Origin of the sequence: Bacillus sp. D7-8 (assembly GCF_052055895.1) — a bacterium.
GTDB lineage: Bacteria > Bacillota > Bacilli > Bacillales > Bacillaceae > Bacillus > Bacillus velezensis.
Genome location: NZ_CP179922.1, coordinates 1,067,755 through 1,090,857 on the forward strand (window position 1 = coordinate 1,067,755; position 23,103 = coordinate 1,090,857).

Below are 23,103 nucleotides of genomic sequence, written 5' to 3' on the forward strand. Positions count from 1 at the left end.
GATAGAAACGAATTTGATACCGACAGAAACGGGATTGGAGCTGATATCACATGTGTGGAATTGCGGGTTGGGTCGATTTTCAAAAGCAGCTCGTCCAAGAGAAACATATTATGAACAATATGATAGACACTCTTTCAAAACGAGGGCCTGATGATTCAAACGTCTGGGGAGAGCCCCATGTTTTATTCGGACATAAAAGACTTTCGGTCGTTGACATTGAAGGCGGCCGCCAGCCGATGGCCTGCACGCATCAAGAGGAAACGTACACCATCATTTATAATGGCGAGCTGTATAACACGGAGGAATTGCGGAAGGAGCTTCAGGCGAGGGGCCACCGTTTTGAGAGGACCTCTGATACTGAAGTGCTGCTGCACAGCTATATTGAGTGGCGGGAGGAGTGCGTGGACCGCTTGAACGGTATTTTCGCTTTTGCCATCTGGGATGAAAAGCGCAAGCGGCTGTTCGGGGCAAGAGACCGGCTCGGCGTCAAACCGTTTTTTTATAAAGAACACGGCTCTTCCTTTCTGTTTGGGTCGGAATTGAAAGCCATCCTTGCTCATCCTGATGTGAAAGCCCGCACAGACAGCGGCGGACTTGCGGAAGTATTCGGACTCGGGCCGTCCAGAACTCCGGGCTGCGGAGTGTTTAAAGGAATCCACGAGGTGCGTCCCGCCCATGCGTTCACTTTCTCAAAGGACGGTTTGTCCATATGGCGTTATTGGAATGTAAAGAGCGAAAAGCATACAGACAGCTTGGATGAAACCGCGGCTCACATTCGGTACTTATTTCAGGATGCAGTGACACGCCAGCTCGTATCTGACGTGCCGGTTTGCACGTTTTTATCAGGGGGGCTTGATTCGAGCGCGATAACCGCGATAGCCGCCGCTCATTTTGAGAAACAAGGCAGAGATCCCCTTCATACTTATTCAATTGATTATGAGGAGAACAGCAAATTTTTTAAAGCGAGCGCCTTTCAGCCGAATGATGACGGCCCGTGGATCGATAAAATGACAAATGCATTCGGCACACAGCATCATAAGTGCGTGATTACGCAGGATCAGCTGGTTGAACATCTGGAGGAATCCGTTCTCGTCAGAGACCTGCCGGGCATGGCTGATGTTGATTCCTCGCTATTATGGTTCTGCCGGGAAATTAAAAAAGATTTTGTCGTGAGCCTTTCCGGAGAATGTGCGGACGAAATTTTCGGCGGATATCCGTGGTTTCACACCGCGGCAGAAGAAGACGGATTTCCTTGGATGAGGTCGACTGAGGAGAGGATCACGCTCTTGGATGAAAAGTGGCAAAAACGGCTGAATCTTAGAGAATACGTGAATGCGAGATATGAAGAAACCATTGCGGAAACGCCGCTGTTAGACGGTGAGACGGGAACAGATAAAGCGAGACGGCAGCTGTTTTACTTAAATATGCTTTGGTTTATGACAAATCTGCTCGACCGCAAAGACCGAATGAGCATGGGCGCAAGTCTTGAAGTACGGGTGCCGTTCGCCGACCACAGACTTGTGGAATACGTTTGGAATATTCCTTGGGAAATGAAAATGCATGGCAGCCGGGAAAAAGGCATCTTGCGAAAAGCGCTTGAAGGACTGCTTCCTGAAGATATTTTGTACCGCAAAAAAAGCCCTTATCCGAAAACGCATCACCCGAAATACACGCAGGGGGTCACAGAATGGCTGAAAACGATTTTACAACAGAAAGATTCCGTGCTTCACACCCTGCTTGACAGAAAGAAGCTGGAAATGCTGCTGGAGACAGAAGGTTCATCTTTTCAGGTCCCGTGGTTCGGCCAGCTGATGAAAGGCCCGCAGCTGATCGCCCATCTTGCCCAGATCCATACATGGTTTGAGGCGTACCGTATCGATATAGAAGAATAACAGTGCCGCGACCGGTTTCCGCTGAAGGATATCGGTCTTTTTATTGTGAAACATATGGTACACTAAAAAACAGAGGAGTGATACCATGACCGAATACGAAACATGCGCCCAGCTTGCCGAGGCGCACTTTCCTTTATATAAACGGACTTTCTCATCCCTGCCGCCAAAAAACAGGCGGGCCGCATGGGCGGTGCTTGCTTTGTTTCACGAAGCTGACCGGCTTGATGTGCAGGAACTTGGAGGATTTGAACAGGCGGCACAAGACTTTCTGAACGGGTCACGGGCCGACGGCTTTTTGTGGGAGGCGCTCACCGATGTGCGGCAGCAATTTGCGCTTGAAGAAGAGCCGTTACGTGAGTTTATCGCCGGCCAAATCTCTGACAGAGAAAAAGTAACGTATCAAGAGTTTGATGACCTGCTGATGTATGCGGGCCAAACAGGCGGAGCCCTCGGCCTGCTGCTGCTGCCGGTTTGCGCGCGCCGGAACCAAGGGAAACTCCGCCATGCAGCCGTTTCATTAGGAGCTGCCATTCAGCTGACCCGGGTGCTTCTGGAGGTCCATACGGACGAGCGGGCGAAAAAGCGTCTCCCGCGCCAGGTGATGAAGCAATTCGGCTATACGGAAGAAGAGCTGGAGAGCCATACCGTCAACAAAGCTTTTATGAATGTATGGGAGTACATCGCATTCGAGGCCGAGGCGTATTTCGAGGAGGCGTCTGAAGAGCTGGAGCTGTTTCCGTTATACTCAAGGCCCGCCGTTACCGGTTTAGCGGCACATTACCGGTCAGAGCTCGGTGACATGAGACAACAGCTTTCACAAGCATAAAAAAACGCCCGGCTTCATAACGAAGCTTCGGGCGTTTATGCAATCCCTTTTTGAATCCAAATCCGCGACCGCCATCTTCTGTACATAAGGATGCCTCTGACCCATTCATCCGCGATAAATGAAATCCAGATGCCCATAAGCCCTAATCCGAAATGGATGCCGAACAGATAAGCGAGAGGCAGTCCGATACCCCACATGGAAATCATCGCCATGTAGACGGGAAATTTTGCATCTCCGGCAGCCCGCAGCGAGTTGATGATAATGACATTGAATGAACGGCCGGGCTCAAGAATGATCGTCATGGCGATCAGCATGCTCGCCGTCGCAATAATGTCAGGGCTGCTTGTGAAAATTCCGATCAGCTGCTTTGAAAACAAAGTCATGATCACGGATGTCAAAGCGGCAATGCCAAGCGCCCAGTACAGACTTTTCATGCAGCGGTCATAAGCGTCGTCAAACCGTTTGGCGCCGATATATCTGCCGATCAAAATCTGTGTGCCCTGGCTGATTGCCGTTCCGAACAGCAGGATAAACATGGTGATGTTTTGTGTATAAACCTTTGTTGTAAGCGCCTGAGCGCCCATAATGGCGATAAAATAAGTGACAACCATTTGCGAAATGTTGTAAGACAGCTGTTCGCCGGCAGACGGAATCCCGATTTTCAGGAGTTTCCGCAAGTGCTCTTTATGGACGTGAAAAATCTTTTGCCATGTCAGACCGAGTCCGATGCGTTTTTTGACGATCACAATCATCGCAATCAGCCCGATGATCCGCGCGAAGGACGTTGACATCGCAACACCGGCGACGCCTAACACCGGAAGGCCGAGCGGCCCGAAAATGACAAGAAAGTTTCCGGCAATATTTAAAATATTCATCCCGATCGTAACGAACATCGTATCCTTCGTATGACCATAGCTTTTTAAAATGGCGCTGAACGTCATAATCAAAGCCTGAATGAAGGACAGCCCGCCGACCACCTGCAAAAAGACTTTGGCATCCGGCATCAATTCATTGGAAAGACCCATCACATGAAGCAGCGGAACGGCCGCAAAAAATATGGCGGCGCTGATGGCGAGACTGATGACAAAGTTCGCTCCTATTGATACATAAGCCACTTCCTGCGCCTCTTTTTTCTGTTTAGAGCCTAAAAACTGTGAAATCACAATTGTCGTACCCGTTGCGATAAAGCTGAACATCACGATAATTAAATTTAAAATCTGATTGCTGACACCCACGGCCGCCACACTGTTGTCAGAGTATTGGCTAAGCATAAGAGTGTCGGCGTTTCCCATAAACATATATAATGAAACCTCAATAAATATCGGCCAAGTCAGCGCGTATAATGAGAGTTTGTGATCAGAGGATTGTTTGAACGCAGCCCGTTTTAAAATCGCTTGTTTCATTTCTTTTAACCCCTTTCCTGAAAAAATCAACGTTTAAAAGTGTACCTCCATTTTCTTATAATAAAAAGGGAGAGAAACGAAACTTCTTGCAAAAATCCGACTTAAAAAGGAGGGCCGAAAATATGTCCTTTCTCGAGTTCACAGTTCCTCCGTTCCCGGTCTTTATCGCTGCGGGAGAAGGAGTGTTCAAAAAAGGCGAAACCCATGTGAGACGGGTCTTCCCGGTGTTTGATCTGCTGTATGTGAAAGAAGGCGTCCTCTACATTACAGAAGACGAAAACGCCTTTTCCGTTGAAGCCGGAGAATATATTCTGCTTTCTCCCGGCCTTGAACATTACGGGACAAAAGGCAGTGAAGAAACGACATCCTATTCGTGGCTTCATTTTGAGGGAGCGGATTATGAGATGGCGGAAACAACCGGGAACAATTGGTCGGGGCTGAGGCGAAAAAAAGGGAGCTTTGAAGAGCCGTCCCGCTACCGGCTGTCCCTGCCGCAAAAAGGGAAGGTGAGACGCCCGCAGTTTATGGCCGGGCAATTCAGTGTCCTGACAGATGACAGCGCCGAGAACTCCGATCTGCCGCTCAGAAAGCAGATTCTGTTTGAAGAGCTGCTGCTCCATCTTCAGAAAGAAGCGTTCCAAATCCCGTCCGCAAAGGAAAGAGTCGCATGGGAGGCCGCCCGGTACCTGCAGGAGCACTACCAGGAGAAAACAACTATCAAAGCGCTCTCTTCGGCTCTTCATTACAACCAAGACTACGTGACCCGCTGTATGCAGCAGGTGCTCGGCGTCACGCCCGGCCAGTATACGAACAAAGTCAGAATGACGGAGGCGAAACGTCTTTTGTCCGCAACCAATGACAAAATGGGGGCGATCGCGGACGCCATCGGTATGGAGGACCCAACCTATTTTTCCAAACTGTTTAAACAGATTGAAGGCATTTCGCCGCTTGAATACCGCAAATTCGTAAGCCGGAAGACGGACTGACCTAAAACCGAGAACAAAAGAGGGATCGGTAAGCATGAAAATGACAATTTACGATGTGGCCGAAAAAGCGGGCGTCTCCGGCTATATCGGATTATGATAGATTCGAAGTGAAAAAGCAAAGGCCCGGGAGGCCTTTGCTTTTTTATGATTCGTATGAGAAAAAAATGTAGTCAGTCGGCACGCCTTTATAGCCCATTTGGTGAAGCATCGCGGTGATATTGCCGCGATGGTATGTGCCGTGATTCACAACATGCCGGATCACATCGGCATATGTCGTCTGAAGCGTCCCCAGGCGCGGATGAGAAATAGAGATCGGACCTTCCGGGTTCTCCATTTCTTTTAAAAATTCGCTGAATTCTTTGTCCAGTTCAGTCATTCTATGTTCAATCGCCTCAAAATCTCCGTCAAGCTTTTCAAATTGATCAAACTGCGAGGCGATTTGTTCGAAAGTTTCTCCGTAAAGCACGTGAAGCCAAATGTAATCAGCCCGGTATATATGCACAAGCACGGCGTTCACAGTCGGAAAAACACTTTTCAGTTTCTGCTGTAAGCTGACCGCGGGCAGCGTCTTCAGATGCTGAATAACTTGCTCATTTGCCCATCTGTGGTAGTGATACAGCTTTAAAATGTCTGACATTCCAATTCCCCCTCTTCTTCCGGTACATTCAACATGGCCTGGCCGAATTCCTTTTATCGAAACAAAAGCGCCGCAAAATAAAAAGCAGCACCCCACATCACCAATGCCGAGCATTTATTCAGGATGCCGACCGCCGTTTCGTTTAATAAAAGATCACGTCACAATGGCTCCGAGCGCTTCTGCGAATGTCACGGCATGCGCCGGAGAGATGCGGCATCCTTTCAGCTTCTCAAGTGAGACGTGCAGGTGATCAAATGTGCACGTGCTGATATCCATATTAAAAAGAGACGTGCCGATGAAGTTTGCGCCGTTCAAATCACAGACGTCAAGATCTGTGTATTCAAGAACGGCATCATTCCACTCACTTTCTGTAAGAGCGCACGTGTCAAACCGGACATGCTTCATATTGGAATAGCTGAAGGAGCTGTAATTTGCGAGGCAGTCTTCAAACCGTACATGACGCATGGCGGAATCCGCCAGGTTCAAGCCGAGAAGTTTTGAATGCTGAAACGCCGTTCTATGGATGATGCTTCCGCTGAAATCAGCGTTTGAGACATCACATTTGTCAAACAGGACATCCGTACATTCCATATGTCTGAAAGAGACATCCGTAAAAACGGTGTTTCTGAAAATGACTTTTTCGGCGCGCAGGCCGTCCAGTTTGCCGCTTACGACGGCGTTTTCTATGACGACTTCTTTTATGAGGTCGTCCTGAAGCGCTTCTGTGAAAGAAAGCACCGGCAATTCTTTCGGGATTTTCGGTTTTTGGATCGTATTCATCTCATACTTCCTTTTCTGAATTAATAGCTGAAAACGGCAATTGACAGATATCGTTTTCTGCCTGCCATCCTTGCTGTTGCGTAATGTACAAAGGGTATTAAAAAAGCGGAAGGGAGTCAATAGTACCGCATATAAAAGCAGACGTGACATTCAAGGTAATGCCCTTAGAGACATGTCCCAAGGGCATTTGTCTTTTTCAGGCGAGTTCTTTATACATGATCACATGCGGGCCGATGCCGGGTATGTCAAAGGGGCTGCCCGAGCTTTTCCAGCCGAGCTTTTCGTAATATCCCTTTACGTGACATCTGGCGTTGCACCAGACAAGCGCCGCCCCCATATCTGCCAGTTTCCGTTCTGCATAGGCGATTAACGTGCTTCCCGCTTTTTGCGTCCGGTATTCCTCAAGCGTCGCCATGCCGCGCAGCTGGTAGGCGGGCGCTGCCTGTAACGCCTGCTGGTTCTGCGGGTAGAAAGAAGCGATGCTGATCAATGTCCCGTCGTAAAAACCTCCGAGATGAAAGGCTCCTTTGACGCTGTCCTGATCATATTTACAATCCTCAATCGTCTGATGGGGGCGCAGCACGCTGTGTCTGATCGCGTACGTGTCTTCTGCGGTGATGGGTTTTACTTCAACCATGAAAAAATCCTCCTTTGCTTGATTCTTTTTCTGTATCGTACCATGAAAAAGCCGCCTGTCATATCAGGCGGCCTCTTCCGCGTCAATGCAAATATACATCAGCCCGCTTTTCATCCTTTTGCTTAATATAAGCTGCAAGCTCTGACGTCAAATCAGAACGGAGAAACGGGGTGATTAAATAAATTCCGTTAAACAGTTCGCACGCCGTGTCGAGAAGCGACTTGGCGATGGCGAGGCCTTCGGCTTTCTGCTTTCGCTTGTCTTCGCCGGCGAGCGCCATTTTTTCTCGGATGCTGTCTGACAGCTTAATGCCCGGGATTTCATGATGAATGAACTCTGCGTTGCGGCTGCTCGTTAACGGCATGATTCCGATATACACAGGTGTTTTGAGATGTTTCGTTTCATGATGAATGTCAATGAGCTGCTGCTCCGAGTAGACAGGCTGGGACACGAAGTAGTCAGCTCCGCACTCGATTTTTTTCTCCAGCCGTTTTACTGCTTTATCAAGGTGGCGGACATTCGGATTAAATGCTCCGGCTACGGAAAAGTTCGTTTTCTTGCCGAGCGGTTTCCCTGATAAAGAAATGCCCTCGTTGAATTGTTTAATCAGCCTGATCAAGTCAAAGGACGTTAAATCATAGACGGAGGTAGCCCCCGGAAAGTCGCCGATTTTTGAAGGATCGCCCGTGATGGCTAAAATGTCGGTGAGCCCGAGCGTATCCAGCCCCATTAAATGTGACTGAAGGCCGATGATGTTGCGGTCTCTGCATGTAATGTGAACGAGAGAACGGATATCAAGGCGCTCTTTCAGCAATGAACCGCAGGCGGCATTGCTGATCCGCGGTGTCGCCAATGAATTGTCGGCGAGCGTCAGCGCTTCTATGCCGGTTTCTTTTAATTCAGCCGCCGCTTGCAGAAATTTGTCAAAATTCAATTTTTTTGGCGGATCAAGCTCTACGATAATTGACCGTTTTTGAGCGGCGATTTCGTTTAAACCCGGCTCGGTCCGTTCGTTGCTGACTGAGATGACTTCTTCTTCCCGTCTGATTTTCACTTCTTTCTCAGTGACGGGGGAAAGGCCGCGAACCGCTTCAGCCATGGCTCTGATATGGTTTGGCGTCGTACCGCAGCAGCCGCCGATAATGCGCGCGCCCTGAGTGCGGAACTGTACGGCGCTCTCCCGGAAATAGGCATCGTCCGTATCATAAACAAGCCGGCCTTCTTCTAAAGACGGAAGGCTGCTGTTCGGATAGACCGATAAATAAGCGTCACGGAAAATCGGCACTTCGGTGAGCGCTTCAATCATGTGGTACGGGCCGAGCCGGCAATTGATTCCCGCTATGTCAGCGCCGAGATCGGCAATGGACCTGAGGGCTTCCCAAAGCGGCGTTCCGTCCTGCAGCACGCCCTGTTCGTGCATGGATACGTTCAGCATAATCGGAAGTTCCGTTTCTTTTCTCGCGATCTTCAGCACTTCGCGCGCCTCTTCTAAATCATAGTATGTTTCCAGAAGCAGACCGTCCGGCTCTTCGTGCAGCAATAAATAAAGCTGCTCCCGAAAGCTGCGTTTAATCTCCTCCAGGCTGTAGGCGTTTTTGTTAAAGGTGCGGATGCCGCCCATCGTTCCCAATACATAAGCGCCGTCTGAGGAAGCGCGCGCGATTCTGACCGCCTCCTGATTGATTTTTTTCGTTTCGTCCTCAAGTCCGTATCTTGAGAGCTTAATAAAATTCGCGCCGTACGTATTTGTCTGGATGATGTCTGCCCCGGCTTCCACGTAAGCCTTATGTATCCGCTTGATTTCTTCGGGCTTTGATACGTTCAGTTCCTCAAAACATCTGTCAATGCCGTAGGAATAGAGGAGAGTGCCCATCGCACCGTCTCCGATTAAAATCCGTTCTTTTAAGTCTTGTAATAGTCCCATTGTTTGCCTCCTTCGTCACATTCAGCAAGGAAAAAAGAGAAATAAAAAAAGTCTTCTTAAGAAGAAGACTTTGTAATCATTTGTCTCTCTTCTTATCTTCCAAGCTGTTTTTAGCTTGCTGGATTTAGCACCTTGGTCATGGTTTGGGTAAACCACTACACCGGTTGCTGAAGCGTCGTCGGGCCAGTCCCTCGGCTTCTCTTGATAAGAACGTTCATGTAATTGTCATGGGTTTCCAAAACTTAACTGTGAAAATCCCTTTCTCCAAATTTACCGAAAATAGAGACAATAATCAATAGGAATCACATAATTTATCTAAAATTAATAAATTGAACGTCAATCGGCAGGTCTGCTCCGCGGACGGCTGCAATAATCTGCTGCAGATCATCTTTATTTTTTCCGGTGACGCGCACTTGGTCGTCCTGAATCTGCGACTTGACCTTCAAGCCGGAGTTTTTAATCACCGCGTTGATTTTTTTGGCGTTGTCTTTATCAATGCCCTGTACAAGCTTCGCGCGCTGGCGCACCGTGCCTCCCGATGCATTTTCGATTTTGCCGTATTCAATGTTTTTCGTCGGAACGTCCCGTTTGATCAGCTTGCCGCTCAGCACATCTTTGAGCTGATTCAGTTTAAACTCGTCATCAGAAATCAGGACAAGTTCTTCCTTTTCTAAAGTTACATCGCTTTTCGATCCTTTAAAGTCATAGCGCGTGCCGATTTCTTTCAGCGTCATCTGAATCGCATTCTGCACTTCGGGAAATTCAACTTTGGATACAATATCAAAAGAACTTTCTTTTGCCATGAGAAAACCTCCTATAACATTTCACTTATGAGTTGATTATAGTAGAATAAAGAGAAATGTCCAACAGCATAAAGCATGAATTTATGCATATTGGAAAAAATGAGAAAAACATCAGCCTCATACGGGCGAATCAGGAAGGACGATAACATGAGACCAGGGCAGCAGCTCACGCTTAGTATAGATCACCAAACCGATTTCGGTTATTTTTTAACCGACGGCGAGGATACGGTTCTTTTACATAACAGTGAAATCACAGAGGATATCGAAGACAGAGATGAAGTGGACGTATTTATTTACGTCGATCATCAGGAAAGACTCGCAGCGACGATGAAAAAGCCGCTCATCAGCTTTTATGACTACGGATGGGTGGAAGTGACGGACGCTGTGGAAGATATGGGCGTATTCGTCGACGTCGGTCTGTCAAAAGACGCGCTCGTCGCAACGGAGCACCTGCCTCCGTACAAATCCGTCTGGCCTCAAAAAGGAGACAGACTGTATTGCATGCTGAAGGTGACAAGCCGCGGGCGCATGTTTGCCAAGCCGGCGCCCGAGGATATCATCAGTGAATTATTTACGGATGCAGAGGAAGACGTCATGAATAAAGACCTGACGGGTACGGTGTACAGACTGATTGCATCAGGCTCTTTTCTGATTACCGATGAAGGCATTCGCGCGTTTATTCACCCTTCAGAAAGAAAAGAAGAGCCGAGACTCGGCAGCCGCGTGACAGGGCGTGTCATCGAGGTGAAGGAAGACGGCTCCGTCAACATGTCCCTGCTGCCGAGAAAGCAGGATGCGCTTTCGGTTGACGCGGAAGAAATTCTGACCTATCTGAGATCAAGAAACGGCGCGATGCCTTACGGAGACAAAAGCCATCCTGACGATATCCGCGAACGGTTTCATTTAAGCAAAGCCGCCTTTAAGCGGGCGCTCGGGCATCTGATGAAAAACGGCAAGGTCTATCAGGAAGACGGCTGGACATACGAAAAACAATAAATTTTCTGCAAAAACATCGGTGAACCAAAACCGATGTTTTTTATTTTCTCAAAAGCTCCTATGCCCTCATTTGTTTAACATCCTGCCGAACATACATATTTTATTGAAATAAAATATTCTGACATCCGAACCGATATATAACTATAGAAAAAAACAAAAGGAGAGTTTCAATGAGAAAAATGGCGATATTTGCGGCTGTACTGCTGATTGCGCTCAGCACGGCGGGATGCGCCGGCAAATCTGAGGAAACGGCGGCCGAAAAAACGAAAACAATCGGCATCATGCTGACAGACAACGGCCTCGGCGACCAATCATTTAATGATTCAGGCTTTCAAGGTTTGATGAAAGCGAGAGACGAGCTCGGCATCACATTTGACTATCGGGAAATAAAAGACACCGGTACATACGAAAAAGGACTGACCCAGCTTGTCCGGGAAGGCAATGATCTTGTTGTGGGGCTCGGTTACAGCATGCAGGCGGATTTAGAAAAGGTCGCCAAAAAATATCCGAAGCAGCGGTTTGTGCTGATTGATTCCGTATCAGACCTGGATAATGTCACCTCCGTCACGTTTAAAGAGGATGAAGGAAGCTTCTTAGCCGGAGCGCTGGCGGCCATGACGAGCAAAACCGGCACAATCGGATTTATCGGCGGTTCAGATGCCGACGTCATTAAACGGTTTAAGAAAGGCTACCTGAAAGGGGCGGAATCAGTCAAACCGAGAATCCGCGTGCTGTCGGACATCAGCGGTACGTTTGATGATGATAAGCTCGGGAAGGGCATCGCCCAAAACATGATCCGAAAAAAAGCCGATGTCCTGTTTACGGCGGCCGGCTTCACGGGTGTCGGCGCACTGAAAGAAGCGGAGGCGCAAAAAGTATACGCCATCGGTGTTGACAGCGATCAATATTACACCGCCGAGCACGCGGTTATCTCTTCTTTAGTGAAAAACGTCGACCATGTCATCTATGAATTGGCGAAAGATTTAAAAGACAACAAGGAGATCAAAAGCGGAGAGATCGTTTACGGACTGAAGGAAAACGGCATGGAATTAGCTAAGATCAGAGTTGTCAAAAACGCAGGCGGGCTGACGAAAAAGATCACGGATATGAAAAACAGTCTGATTGAAAAAGGAGGCGATCTGAAGTGACATTACGGACAAGGCTGCTCGTTAACGCAGCCGTTACGATGATTTGCTTCGCCGCCGTCATCGGCTTTACCATTGTAAACATGATGAAGATTCAGGCTTCAAATGAAGATGAAGTGGATGCGCTGTTAAACGTCCAGGAAGCAAAAGCTGACCTTAATACGTTAAAAGAAAGCATCACCGGCTATTCCTATACGCTCGCAGACGCCCAGAAAGAAGATGTGCGAAGCTATATGAAAAGCAGCTCAGACAAACTGGCGGCGCTCAAAAAAACGATGACGGACGGTGCAGACAAAGCTGCTTATGACAAACTCGCCAAAAAATACGAATCATGGCAGGCGGAGGCGGACGCTGCTCTTGATTCGAAAAGCCCGGCTGAAGCGACAAGGACGGCGGCCCGCATCAACGGTCTTCTGAATGATATTTATATGCTGAATCTGAAAAGCCGGGATCACTATGAAGACATGCAGAAGCAGACGGCTGACCAGATTCAGTTTATCGTTTACAGCGCAGCCGTGCTGACCATCGTGATACTTGCCGTCACCGTCATATCTTCCATCAGGCTGACGAAGAGAATTGCAGGGCCGATCCGCCGCATGGCTGAAAATGCCCGTCGTATTGCAGGAGGAAACCTTGCTGTTGAAATGCTTGATTATAAAGGGAAGGACGAACTGAAAGAGCTGAATGACTCATTCGGAATAATGGCTGAACAGCTCCGCACCTTAATTCAGGCGATCGGAGAGGTCGGCCGTGAAGTCGAGACTTTCGCGGAAGGTTTGACGAAGGAAAACCAGACGCTGAAGGACATGACCGAGCAGGTGTCCGTGTCGACGGAAGAAATGGCGCAAGGCTCCCAAACCATTTCAGAAGATCTGCAGCATGCGGTGCAATTCATTGAACAAATGGATGAACATTCAAAGGCGAACGCCGAACGTTCAAAACAAACGACGAGAAGCAGCGAAGAGACGATTGCGGCGGTGGCTGCGGGGCGCGGTGCTTTAGCCGAGACCAAGCAAGCCATTGATAAAAGCAATGAGACATCAAAAGAGATTTCCGAAGCCGCCGATCTCTTCATAGAGCATGCGGCAGGCATCAGTATGATGGCGCAGACCGTTTCTGACATTGCGGGCCAGACCAATCTGCTGTCATTAAACGCCGCAATCGAGGCGGCCAGAGCAGGCGAGGCCGGAAAAGGATTTGCCGTCGTTGCCGAGGAGATACGGAAGCTCGCAGACGGATCAGCCAAAGCGACCGCGCAGATTTTCGATATGGTAAAGCAAATTGAAGACGGCATCACGTCTATTACCGGAGCTGTCACGACCGGCGTCGCTTTAGCGGACAGACAGCAGGAGCTGATGGAGAAAACGTCAGAATCATTCGCCCATATTGAACAAAAAGCCGCCCATATTAAGGCGGAGCTTACTCAATTGGACGGACGGATCATCGAATCGAAACAGCTTGGCGGGCAAGTGCTCCAGCATGCCGAGAGCATCAGCGCCGTCGTTCAGGAAACGGCTGCAGGAAGCGAAGAGATTTCTGCCTCCGCGCTTGAGCAGCTGTCTTCTTTTCATAAAATGGCGGAAAGCGTCAATAATCTGGTGAGCCTGACAGAGCGGTTAAACGATCAGGTCCGCCGGTTTACTTTGTAACGGGCTTTTGCCCCGCCCCTGATTTTTGCAGCCTGACATGAGTAACTTCTGAATGAAACACAAATACTGAATATACATGTGTTTATATTTATTCTTTTTCGAGAAAGGTGAAAAAAGAAGGGAGGAATCGGGATGGATGAACAAATTCCGCATGAAAAGGGTCTTGATAATAGTCTGGCTTTATTACGCGATGGTTATGTATTTGTGAAAAACCGAGCGGAGAATTATCGCTCGGATGTGTTTCGCGCCCGTTTATTAGGGAAGACATTCATTTGTATGAGCGGAGCGGAAGCCGCAAAGCTTTTTTATGACACAGAACGATTTCAGCGGGAGCATGCCCTCCCCAAACGGGTGCAGAAAACGTTATTCGGAACAGGGGCAATCCAGGCAATGGACGGTGAACGGCATAAGCACAGGAAGCTTCTATTTATGTCGCTGATGACGCCGCCCCGGCAAAAACGGCTTGCGGAAGCGGTGGCAAAACAGTGGAAAGCATCTGCGGAAATGTGGGAGGGTTCAAACCGAATTGTCCTTTTTGATGAAGCGAAGAAAGTGCTGTGCCGGGCTGCCTGTGAGTGGGCCGGCGTCCCGCTGAAAGACTCAGAAGTGAAAGAGCGGGCGGAGGATTTCACCGATATGGTAGACGCATTCGGCGCTGTCGGACCGCGTCATTGGAAAGGCAGAAGGGCGAGGCTGAAAACGGAGAAATGGATAGAGGAGGTCATTGAGGATGTGCGGTCCGGCAAGCTGCAAACGCCGGAGGGCTCAGCCTTGTATGAAATGGCTTTTCATACAGAACTTGACGGGAACAGACTTGATTCTCACATGGCTGCTGTTGAGCTTATTAATGTTCTGCGCCCGATTGCCGCCATTTCTTACTTCATTACGTTTTCAGCTCTTGCATTGCATGATTACCCTGAATATCGGGGCAAACTGAGATCGAGAGATGATCAGGAGGCCGAAAGATTTGCACATGAAGTTCGGCGGTATTACCCGTTTGCCCCGTTTTTAGGAGCCGTTGTGAAAAAAGATTTCGTATGGAAGAACTGTGAGTTTAAAAAGGGTGCATCCGTCATGCTTGACCTATATGGAACAAACCATGATTCCCGGCTTTGGGAGAATCCGAATGAATTTCGCCCGGAACGTTTTCAGGGGCGGGAGGAAAATAAATTTGATTTCATTCCCCAGGGCGGAGGTGATCCGGCCAACGGCCACCGCTGTCCGGGTGAGGGAATGACCGTGGAAGTCATGAAAACTTCCCTTGCGTTTCTTGCCAATGAAATAGAGTACGATGTTCCGTCCCAAGATTTGAGCTTCAGCCTGTCCAGAATGCCGGCATTGCCTGAAAGCGGATTCGTGATAAGTGATGTTAGACGCATATAGAACAAAAAACAACCCTCTTTCTTCTAAGACAAGAGGGCTGTTTTGCTTTTACAGATGGTCCGGTTTTTTGGAATTCTGGTTTTTTCCCGCCTGCCGGTTTTTTTCGGCAAGCCGGTTCTTTTTCTGGTTTACGGCGTTATTGTCCAACGGTTTTTTGTCATCATCTTTCATGCGGCAAAGCCTCCCTTCTGTCCGTTAGGATGCCCGCCCGCATTGAAATTATGGCTTCAGGAAAAAAATCGCGAGCGTGCCCGGCCCGGAGTGCGCGCCGATCGCAGAGCCGATTGAATGAAGAATGATCTCTTTCGGATGGAACGCTTCTTCAATCATTTCCTTCATCCGAAGCGCCGTCTCCTCGTTATCTGCATAGCTGATCCCCACGGTTTGATCCGCCCAATCGCCGCCTTCTTCCTTCATCTTTTCTATAATCCGTTTAAACAGTTTCTTTTGTCCGCGCAATTTTTCGAGCGGCACGAGCCTGCCGTCATCCACATGCAGAATCGGTTTGATGTTCAAAAGCCCCCCGACAAAAGCGGACGTTTTTGAAATTCTGCCGCCCCGCGCGAGATAAGCGACATCATCGACCGTAAATATATGTTTCATCCGTGCGCAAAAGCTCTTTACAGACGTTTCGATTTCTTGTATTGTATTCCCGTTAACACAGAGTGTTTGCGCGTGCATCACCGCGAGGCCGCAGCCCAATGAAGCGCATTTGGAATCTACAATCCGTAAATCAAAATCGGGAAATTCCTCTTTTACTTCATTGGCGATCATTACGGCCGTCTGATAGGTGCCGGAAAGACCTGAGGAAAAGGCGATGTATATCGCCGGTTCTCCCAGTTCCGCGTATTGTAAAAATACTTTTTTTATCGTATCCGGTGATGCCTGGGATGTTTTCGGAACTTTCCCGTCCCGCATCGCTTGAAATATATGATCCGCCTGAATGGTGACCGTGTCCTCATATTCGTTTCCGTCAAGTGTTACGTGCAGCGGAATGAACCCGATCCGGTTTTCTTCAATATAAGATTTCGGCAGGTCAGAGGCGCTGTCAGCAATAAGGTGAACTGTCATCATAATTCCCTTCTTTCCGATTGGTGAGAGTGATGCCAACTATATCATATAAATGTGGCAAAATAGTGTTCAAAACTTTATTTTAAGGGAAAAGCTAATAATGAAAATGAGCGGAGGAGCAAGCCATGGTACTAGAACAAGCAAAAAAATTAGCAATCGTCGTCATCGGCGCGTTTCTGTATGCGGCGGGACTGAATTTATTCCTGATACCGGCGAATGTATATGCCAGCGGTTTTACCGGTGTCGCCCAGCTGCTGTCAAGCGTCGTTGATCAATACGCCCCCTTTTATATTTCGACAGGAGTTCTCATGTTCCTCTTAAACATTCCCATCGGTGTGTTAGGGTGGCTGAAAGTCGGCAGATCATTCACTGTATACAGCATTTTAAGCGTAGCGCTGACGTCCGTCTTTATGGGAATTCTTCCGGAAATGAGACTGTCGCACGATATTCTTCTGAATACCGTATTCGGAGGAGTCATCTCAGCTATCGGCATCGGTTTAACGCTGAAATTCGGCGCTTCGACAGGCGGTCTTGATATCGTGTCGATGGTGCTGGCCAAATGGAAGGATAAGCCGGTCGGCACATATTTCTTCATTTTGAACGGGATTATCATTTTGACGGCAGGATTATTGCAAGGATGGGAGAAAGCATTATATACCCTTGTCGCTCTGTATGTCACAACAAGGGTGATTGACGCCATTCACACCCGCCACATGAAACTGACCGCCATGATCGTTACAAAAAAAGCCGATGAAATCAAAGAAGCGATTTACGGGAAAATGGTCCGCGGCATTACGACGGTGCCGGCAAAAGGCGCTTACACAAACGAACAGAAAGAAATGATGATCATCGTCATCACGCGGTACGAATTGTATGACCTTGAGAAAATCGTGAAAGAAGTCGACCCGAAAGCCTTCACAAACATCGTGCAAACGACGGGGATCTTTGGTTTCTTCAGAAAAGACTGATAGGAGCGGATAGAATGAAGTGGCTGTTTGGCCTGTTATTACCGGTCATTTTATTGATCGGATGCAGCAGTCAATCCGGGCAGAAGGAGCCCGCTGAGGAGGTATCCGGAGAGATGAATGAACAGCAAGCGGAATTAGCCGTAAACCCTGTGCAGACGGATCAGCAGATCGAATTTCAAATGTCTTTAAAAAACAAGAGCGGCAGCCCGATCGATTTCACATTCAGCTCAGGGCAGAAATTCGAATTGACCGTACATGACCAACATCACAAAGAACTGTACCGCTATTCAAAAGACAAAATGTTTACTCAGGCGTTTCAGACCGTGACCTTAATGCCGAATGAAACGTATGACTTTTCAGATGTGTGGAAGAACGTGCCTGGTCCGGGAACATACACGGTGACGGTGACGTTTTTAGGGAAGTCCGATCAGATCGGAAAAAGACTGAAAACGGTAAAAACATTTGAAGTGAAATAAAAAAGCGGCGCCCTCGTCTAAACGGGGCGCCTTTTTTTATTGCAATTTCTCCAGCTGATCCTGAAATTGGTGCAGCTGCTGACGTTCTGCATCCGTCGAATTGGCGTACGCGGAAGACACGGCGTTTTTGGCGCGTGAAACAGCTTTTTCCTGATCGCCGTCCTCGAAACCGTTAGCAATCATGACGGCCTGCTGGACAAATGACTTGGCTTGAGAAAACAGTTCGTTTCTCATTAAAAGTCAACCTGCCTTTCAGCCGAATCTTTTGCTGCATCATGCTGTGCTTCCTCTAATGTAGACCGATATGGAAATCTTGCGTCATGAAGACTGACAGAGTCCTTGCCTTGCTGAATAAACCGTTTTGATTTGTTTCGTTTACCCATTGCAATGTCCCCCTTCCATATTTAGACGAGATGAGTCGTCTGTTTTAGTATGGGCGGAAGGCTTTGTGTTATGAGCGGCAAAACCTCACAGGGAGAAATAGGATTTTAAAAATTCGGCGATTCCGTCCGCTTCATTTGATCCCGTGACGCGGTCGGCGGCCTGTTTGACTTCATCCGTGCCGTTTCCCATCGCTACGCCGCACCCGGCAAACCGGAGCATTTCAAGATCGTTGTCTTCGTCGCCGAACGCGATGATCCGTTCTCTCGGCACTTGGTAATAGTCGCTGATTTTCTTCAGGCCGACCGCTTTATTCATCCCGTGTTTAATGATTTCAATCACATGCCACGGAGCCGCCCATCTTCTGTGGTCAATGACCTCGGCGTGCACATCGGATAAATGCGCGCGTATATCCGCGACGTCCTCTTCCTTTGCATGAATCAATACGGACGTTACATCCTCCTTGACCGTTTCACGCAGATCGCCGAATGTGACATTCGCCGTATTCATATGAAACGCCTCAATTAAATGCTCATCATGATAATGGAAGTACACATCGTCAATGACCTCAGCGAGCACATTATGTATTTGATAGGTCTCTGTAAGTTCGGCAAGCTGTCTGACCACATCGACCGATAAAGACGTGTGGTAGCGTCCCCATGATTCGTCTTTCGGGTGGTGGACAAATGCCCCGTTAAAATTGACAATCGGCGTTGTCAGCCCAAGCTCGTCATAATACATCGAACTGGAACGGAAAGGGCGCCCGGTTGAGATGCAGACATGATGGCCCGCTTCTTTCAGCTTCTGAATCGTCCGTGCCGTTTCAGGGGAAATGGTTTTATCGTCTTTTAATAAAGTTCCATCCAGATCTAAGGCGATGAGATAAGGTTTTGTCTCCATAAATAACTCCTTTTGTCATATAATTTGCTGTTTTTCACTTATGTACAGTGTAGCTTTTTACCATCTTTATTGTCTACATGTTACACTTATGATTATGGTTATCCTAAGGAGGGAGTCAACGTGATTCTTATTGATCATCAAACCGTATCAGGCATTCCGTTTTTACATATTGTAAAAGAAGAAAATCGGGACCGTCCCGCTCCCCTTGTTTTCTTTATTCACGGTTTTACAAGCGCGAAGGAGCATAATCTTCATTTCGCTTACCTGCTTGCTGAAAAGGGCTTCAGAGCCGTGCTGCCGGAAGCTCTTTACCACGGTGAACGCGCTGAACAGCTGTCAGCAGAAGAGCTCGCCGTCCATTTTTGGGATATTGTATTAAATGAAATCGAGGAGCTTGACGTGCTGAAAAAGGATTTTGAAGCGCGCAGTCTGATTGAAGACGGGCGGATCGGTCTTGCGGGCACGTCAATGGGCGGAATTACTACATTCGGCGCGATGGCCGCGTATGATTGGGTCAAAGCCGGCGTCAGTCTGATGGGAAGCCCGAACTATACGGCGTTTTTTCAGCAGCAGATTGACCACATTCAAAAGCAGGACATCGACATTGACGTCACAAAAGAACAGGTCGATGAACTGTTTGCGCGGCTCAAACCGTTCGATCTCAGTCTGGAACCGGAAAAACTCCGCAGCCGCCCGCTGCTGTTCTGGCACGGCGTTCAAGACAAAGTCGTTCCGTATGCACCGACCCGCGGCTTTTATGAAACGATTAAACCTCATTACAGCAGCCGGCCTGACCATCTTCAGTTTCTGAAAGACGAACGGGCTGATCATAAAGTCCCGAGATACGCCGTTTTAGAAACCGTCGCCTGGTTCGATAAGCATTTATAAAGCACAAAGGTGTTAACAAAAGCCGCTTTTACGTTATACTGAGGAAAAAGGAGTGATGGAACGTGGAAGAAGCATTAAAAGAAAACATCATGGGCGCCTTGGAGCAGGTTGTTGACCCTGAGCTCGGCGTCGATATCGTCAATCTCGGCCTTGTATACGACGTTGATATGGATGACGACGGCCTGACGCACGTTACGATGACACTGACATCAATGGGGTGCCCGCTCGCTCCGATCATCGTCGACGAGGTGAAAAAAGCGCTCGCCGACATTCCGGATGTAAAAGAGACGGAGGTCCACATCGTCTGGAATCCGCCTTGGACAAGAGACAAAATGTCACGCTACGCAAAAATCGCATTAGGGATTCAGTAATAAGAAAATGCACCTCGGATTTTAGGTACATCCTAAAGTTTGGAGGTGCTTTTCTTTTGTCTGAATATAAGCGACAGTGAGGGTTTGTTTTGGATCGCAAACAAATCTTTAAATATAAAATTTCATATGAGGTTTATCTTTTTTGTAATAGGACAGTCTGTCTTGGAGTGTACCTGTGTGGAATTCAAATTTATGCCCATCGGGATCAGTAAAATAAATTGATTTTTGATCTTGCTTATCCCTAGGACGCCCATTTAATATATTTACATTTAGATTTTTTAACCTATGATGTATTGCATCAAAATCTTTTGGGTCAATTGTAAAGGCCATATGCGTATAAGATTTATGTATTTCATTTCTTGGTATATCCGCCTCTAAGTTAAGTGCAAGCCAAAGCCCGTTCAGATCAAAATATGCTGTCTTTTGTCCTTTAACCAGGAGCTGTGCATGAAATACTTTTTCATAAAATTCTATAGATTTTTCCAAATTTGAAACAGAAAAAAGAAGATGATTGATTCCTTTTATGTTTATTTTCCCCACCTCATTTAACATGTTTGTTTGAAACAATCCCTCTGGTAATACATCTGCATATATATATCGATTATATACTGACTAAAAAATCATTTTAAGGATTTCTGTGGATTTTTATGCCCGGTGTTTTCCGGCTGACCGTTTCGAGCTGTACTAAACATGATTCTGTCGGGCGCCGTTCTGTCTGCTTTGCCGCTGCAGACCGGCGTGCGGAAAGAACGCTGGTCACTAAAAAACCCGAGTTTCCCACCATTCGGGGTTTTTTGCGGTATCGGGTTAAAAAGGAAAAAAACGGACGTGAGGCATGATATAATAGACCGGCTGCATGCGAGGGAGGAATCCATGAAGAAAAAATTACTTCTCATTATCCTTAGCATTCTTGTTTATACGGCGCTGTTCGCTGTTTCCGCTTTTCACAAAGAGCCGGTGCAGCAGGCAGGGACAATGACAGATGTCAGCCGTCTCATGCCCGTGAAAATTAAGCAGACGGTCAAAGGAAAAGAGAAAGAAACATTGGTCGAAACGATTAAGGAAGCAAAGAGAAAGCATCTGAAGATCTCAATCGCAGGCGCCCAGCACTCAATGGGCGGCCAGACGTATTATGAAGACGGTATCGTTCTCGACATGACGGGCTACAACAAAATACTCGGTCTCGACCGAAAGAAAAAAATCATCAGAGTGCAGGCGGGAGCGACGTGGAATGATATTCAGCGCTATGTCAATCCGTACGGGCTCGCGGTAAAAGTCATGCAATCGCAAAACATTTTTACGATCGGCGGCTCACTGAGCGCCAACGCCCACGGCCGGGATATCCGGTACGGTTCGCTGATTGATACGGTCAAATCGTTTCATCTTTTAAAGGCGGACGGCAAAGTCATCACCGTTACTCCGAAAGATGACCTGTTTTCAGCCGTCATCGGCGGCTACGGCCTGTTCGGCGTCATCCTGGACGCGGATATTGAGCTGACGGATGATGAGCTTTATGAAATGAAAACGAAACGCATGAACGCTGATACATACAGTCAATATTTTACGCAGCATGTTCGGCGCAACCCCGCCGTGCGCATGCATCTCGCGCGGATCGCAACAGGGGATAAAGGCTTTTTGCACGATATGTATGTGACTGATTACACACTCTCAGACAATCAGAAAGAATTAAAGCGGCACAATGAACTGAAAGAAGATGAGCATCCGGCGCTGACGAAATTCGCGCTCGGCCTCTCCCGCCGGTATGACTGGGGAAGAAATTGGTTCTGGTCAACCCAGCAGTCTTATTTTCTCAGCCAAAACGGCGTGAAAGTCTCCAGGAACAATGTCATGCGGTCAGAATCGAAATTTTTGGAATATGAAAACACGGACAACACCGACGTGCTGCAAGAATACTTCGTGCCCGTCGGCGAATTTGCGCCGTACATTCATGATTTACGCAAGACGCTGTCACATGAAGATCTCAATCTCGTAAATATTACGATCCGCTACGTGCAAAAAAATGAAAAAGCCGATCTGTCATACGCAAAGGAAGACATGTTTTCACTCGTTCTTTTAATCAACGAAGGGTTTTCAAAAGACAGCCAGGCGAGCGCGGCGCGGATTGTCAGAAAAATGACGGATACGGCATTGCGCCACCGCGGCAGTTATTATCTCCCGTATATGCTGTATCAAACGAAAGAGCAGATGCGCGAGGCATATCCGAAAAGCGATATGTTCTTTCAGAAAAAACACAAATATGATCCGGATGACTTGTTTATGAATTATTTTTATCAGAGGTACAAATCATGAAACACAACCATTTAAAATGGCTGATCCTGTCACAGAGCAGTGTCTTTTTTGCCGGCAGCCTGATCTTTCCATTTTATATTTTATTTATTAAAAACATCGGTTCCAGCTACACGCAATTCGGTCTCTCATACGGCTTGTTTGGCTTGAGCGGCGCATTGATTCATCCGCTGCTCGGCCGGCTGTCGGCAAGACTGGATTCCCGCTGGTTCCTTATGGCAAATTCGTGGGGGATGGCGGTGCTTCTTCTGACGCTCCCGCACATTACCGGCGTACACCAGGTTTATGTTGTGCAGGTGCTTTTGGGCCTGTTCGGCGCGATGCAAAAACACGGCGAGAAAATCATGATCGCCGATTACACCGACGGCGGGGAGCGGGGAAAAAAAGTCGGCAGCTATCATTTCTGGACGGCCGTATTTTCAGCTGCCGCCATTATTCTCGGCGGGTTTCTCGCTGATTTCTTTACGGTTTATATTATTTTTTACGCCAGCTCCGTGCTGTTTTTTATAAGCGGGCTGATGATGCTGAAAAAAACAGGCTGATCCGATCAGCCTGTTTTTCTTATGCCCCCCTCGATCGAGAGGGGGGTTTTTGTCAGCGAAAACAGATGGAAAATGAATGAAAAAATATTAAATATACAATTGAATTAATTTTTATTCATGTTATAATGTTAAATAATT

At 47.8% G+C, this 23,103-nt stretch carries 25 protein-coding genes and 1 riboswitch; of the genes, 13 read left to right on the forward strand and 12 right to left on the reverse strand.

The genetic code is table 11. The annotated features are described in order from the left end of the window. Positions 1–50 precede the first annotated feature (50 nt). Together asnB and ACKTRM_RS05560 are read left to right on the forward strand one after the other, a co-directional pair. Positions 51–1,892 carry an asparagine synthase (glutamine-hydrolyzing) gene (gene asnB, locus ACKTRM_RS05555; RefSeq protein ID WP_012117256.1) on the forward strand — a complete coding sequence of 614 codons (1,842 nt, stop codon included), beginning with the start codon at positions 51–53 and terminating at the stop codon, positions 1,890–1,892. 85 nt (positions 1,893–1,977) lie between these two features. Next, positions 1,978–2,718: a squalene/phytoene synthase family protein gene (locus tag ACKTRM_RS05560; RefSeq protein WP_012117257.1), complete on the forward strand. Its 741-nt coding sequence runs from the start codon at positions 1,978–1,980 to the stop codon at positions 2,716–2,718. Positions 2,719–2,753: 35 nt separating this feature from the next. Here ACKTRM_RS05560 and ACKTRM_RS05565 read toward each other — a convergent pair whose 3' ends face one another. Further along, a complete protein-coding gene (locus ACKTRM_RS05565) occupies positions 2,754–4,121 on the reverse strand; it encodes an MATE family efflux transporter (RefSeq protein ID WP_003155121.1) in 1,368 nt (455 codons plus the stop codon). A 122-nt stretch (positions 4,122–4,243) separates the two neighbouring features. On the opposite strand from ACKTRM_RS05565, the gene ACKTRM_RS05570 reads away from it, so the two are divergent. Next, positions 4,244–5,107 (forward strand): AraC family transcriptional regulator, encoded by an 864-nt coding sequence (locus ACKTRM_RS05570; RefSeq protein WP_012117258.1) that lies wholly within the window; start codon positions 4,244–4,246, stop codon positions 5,105–5,107. A gap of 142 nt (positions 5,108–5,249) precedes the next feature. Here ACKTRM_RS05570 and ACKTRM_RS05575 read toward each other — a convergent pair whose 3' ends face one another. From ACKTRM_RS05575 to ACKTRM_RS05595, 5 genes are all read right to left on the reverse strand, one after another. Next, complete coding sequence (locus ACKTRM_RS05575; RefSeq protein WP_012117259.1) at positions 5,250–5,744, reverse strand: DinB family protein; 495 nt, start codon at positions 5,742–5,744, stop codon at positions 5,250–5,252. A gap of 153 nt (positions 5,745–5,897) precedes the next feature. After that, on the reverse strand, positions 5,898–6,524 hold the full coding sequence (locus ACKTRM_RS05580; RefSeq protein ID WP_012117260.1) for a pentapeptide repeat-containing protein: 627 nt from the start codon (positions 6,522–6,524) through the stop codon (positions 5,898–5,900). Positions 6,525–6,720: 196 nt separating this feature from the next. Beyond that, on the reverse strand, positions 6,721–7,161 hold the full coding sequence (locus ACKTRM_RS05585; protein ID WP_012117261.1) for a GNAT family N-acetyltransferase: 441 nt from the start codon (positions 7,159–7,161) through the stop codon (positions 6,721–6,723). A gap of 82 nt (positions 7,162–7,243) precedes the next feature. Next, positions 7,244–9,085 carry a bifunctional homocysteine S-methyltransferase/methylenetetrahydrofolate reductase gene (locus ACKTRM_RS05590; protein WP_012117262.1) on the reverse strand — a complete coding sequence of 614 codons (1,842 nt, stop codon included), beginning with the start codon at positions 9,083–9,085 and terminating at the stop codon, positions 7,244–7,246. Positions 9,086–9,174: 89 nt separating this feature from the next. Further along, a riboswitch (SAM riboswitch) is annotated at positions 9,175–9,296 on the reverse strand. A gap of 100 nt (positions 9,297–9,396) precedes the next feature. Further along, a complete protein-coding gene (locus tag ACKTRM_RS05595) occupies positions 9,397–9,888 on the reverse strand; it encodes a YajQ family cyclic di-GMP-binding protein (RefSeq protein ID WP_012117263.1) in 492 nt (163 codons plus the stop codon). 99 nt (positions 9,889–9,987) lie between these two features. Here ACKTRM_RS05595 and ACKTRM_RS05600 point away from each other — a divergent pair, with 99 nt between their 5' ends. The 4 genes from ACKTRM_RS05600 to ACKTRM_RS05615 all read left to right on the forward strand — a co-directional run bounded on the left by ACKTRM_RS05600 (position 9,988) and on the right by ACKTRM_RS05615 (position 15,061). Continuing rightward, entirely contained in the window at positions 9,988–10,884 is an 897-nt protein-coding gene (locus ACKTRM_RS05600; protein WP_170936341.1) for a CvfB family protein, read from the forward strand. Between the two features lie 170 nt (positions 10,885–11,054). Then, positions 11,055–12,032: a BMP family lipoprotein gene (locus tag ACKTRM_RS05605; protein ID WP_012117264.1), complete on the forward strand. Its 978-nt coding sequence runs from the start codon at positions 11,055–11,057 to the stop codon at positions 12,030–12,032. Beyond that, complete coding sequence (locus tag ACKTRM_RS05610; RefSeq protein WP_012117265.1) at positions 12,029–13,678, forward strand: methyl-accepting chemotaxis protein; 1,650 nt, start codon at positions 12,029–12,031, stop codon at positions 13,676–13,678. Before ACKTRM_RS05605 ends, ACKTRM_RS05610 begins: the two co-directional genes overlap by 4 nt. A gap of 132 nt (positions 13,679–13,810) precedes the next feature. Continuing rightward, positions 13,811–15,061 carry a cytochrome P450 gene (locus tag ACKTRM_RS05615; RefSeq protein WP_012117266.1) on the forward strand — a complete coding sequence of 417 codons (1,251 nt, stop codon included), beginning with the start codon at positions 13,811–13,813 and terminating at the stop codon, positions 15,059–15,061. Between the two features lie 48 nt (positions 15,062–15,109). Here the strand turns inward: ACKTRM_RS05615 and ACKTRM_RS05620 are convergent, their stop codons facing one another. Both ACKTRM_RS05620 and ACKTRM_RS05625 read right to left on the reverse strand, forming a co-directional pair. Then, positions 15,110–15,232 carry a hypothetical protein gene (locus tag ACKTRM_RS05620; protein WP_003155105.1) on the reverse strand — a complete coding sequence of 41 codons (123 nt, stop codon included), beginning with the start codon at positions 15,230–15,232 and terminating at the stop codon, positions 15,110–15,112. Positions 15,233–15,280: 48 nt separating this feature from the next. Further along, positions 15,281–16,132 carry a DegV family protein gene (locus ACKTRM_RS05625; protein ID WP_012117267.1) on the reverse strand — a complete coding sequence of 284 codons (852 nt, stop codon included), beginning with the start codon at positions 16,130–16,132 and terminating at the stop codon, positions 15,281–15,283. 125 nt (positions 16,133–16,257) lie between these two features. On the opposite strand from ACKTRM_RS05625, the gene ACKTRM_RS05630 reads away from it, so the two are divergent. Both ACKTRM_RS05630 and ACKTRM_RS05635 read left to right on the forward strand, forming a co-directional pair. Further along, positions 16,258–17,100: a YitT family protein gene (locus tag ACKTRM_RS05630; RefSeq protein WP_007409143.1), complete on the forward strand. Its 843-nt coding sequence runs from the start codon at positions 16,258–16,260 to the stop codon at positions 17,098–17,100. A gap of 14 nt (positions 17,101–17,114) precedes the next feature. Continuing rightward, entirely contained in the window at positions 17,115–17,576 is a 462-nt protein-coding gene (locus ACKTRM_RS05635; RefSeq protein WP_007409142.1) for a BsuPI-related putative proteinase inhibitor, read from the forward strand. A 36-nt stretch (positions 17,577–17,612) separates the two neighbouring features. On the opposite strand, the gene ACKTRM_RS05640 is transcribed toward ACKTRM_RS05635, so the two are convergent. The 3 genes from ACKTRM_RS05640 to ACKTRM_RS05650 all read right to left on the reverse strand — a co-directional run bounded on the left by ACKTRM_RS05640 (position 17,613) and on the right by ACKTRM_RS05650 (position 18,857). Next, positions 17,613–17,810: a DUF3813 domain-containing protein gene (locus tag ACKTRM_RS05640; RefSeq protein ID WP_003155097.1), complete on the reverse strand. Its 198-nt coding sequence runs from the start codon at positions 17,808–17,810 to the stop codon at positions 17,613–17,615. Beyond that, positions 17,810–17,959 (reverse strand): hypothetical protein, encoded by a 150-nt coding sequence (locus ACKTRM_RS05645; RefSeq protein WP_003155094.1) that lies wholly within the window; start codon positions 17,957–17,959, stop codon positions 17,810–17,812. The genes ACKTRM_RS05640 and ACKTRM_RS05645 overlap by 1 nt, the downstream gene beginning before the upstream one ends. A gap of 85 nt (positions 17,960–18,044) precedes the next feature. Next, complete coding sequence (locus ACKTRM_RS05650; RefSeq protein ID WP_007409141.1) at positions 18,045–18,857, reverse strand: Cof-type HAD-IIB family hydrolase; 813 nt, start codon at positions 18,855–18,857, stop codon at positions 18,045–18,047. A gap of 120 nt (positions 18,858–18,977) precedes the next feature. Here ACKTRM_RS05650 and ACKTRM_RS05655 point away from each other — a divergent pair, with 120 nt between their 5' ends. Next, a complete protein-coding gene (locus tag ACKTRM_RS05655) occupies positions 18,978–19,745 on the forward strand; it encodes a prolyl oligopeptidase family serine peptidase (protein WP_012117268.1) in 768 nt (255 codons plus the stop codon). 62 nt (positions 19,746–19,807) lie between these two features. Next, on the forward strand, positions 19,808–20,116 hold the full coding sequence (locus ACKTRM_RS05660; protein ID WP_003155088.1) for a metal-sulfur cluster assembly factor: 309 nt from the start codon (positions 19,808–19,810) through the stop codon (positions 20,114–20,116). 108 nt (positions 20,117–20,224) lie between these two features. On the opposite strand, the gene fosM is transcribed toward ACKTRM_RS05660, so the two are convergent. After that, positions 20,225–20,668, reverse strand: coding sequence for a FosM family fosfomycin resistance protein (fosM, locus tag ACKTRM_RS05665; RefSeq protein ID WP_012117269.1), 444 nt, complete (start codon positions 20,666–20,668; stop codon positions 20,225–20,227). A 321-nt stretch (positions 20,669–20,989) separates the two neighbouring features. On the opposite strand from fosM, the gene ACKTRM_RS05670 reads away from it, so the two are divergent. Beyond that, the gene (locus ACKTRM_RS05670; RefSeq protein WP_012117270.1) at positions 20,990–22,426 is read left to right on the forward strand and encodes an FAD-binding oxidoreductase; all 1,437 of its coding nucleotides are present in this window, start codon (positions 20,990–20,992) and stop codon (positions 22,424–22,426) included. Continuing rightward, positions 22,423–22,965, forward strand: a complete 543-nt coding sequence (locus ACKTRM_RS05675; RefSeq protein ID WP_012117271.1) for an MFS transporter — start codon at positions 22,423–22,425, stop codon at positions 22,963–22,965. The genes ACKTRM_RS05670 and ACKTRM_RS05675 overlap by 4 nt, the downstream gene beginning before the upstream one ends. Positions 22,966–23,103: the final 138 nt, after the last annotated feature.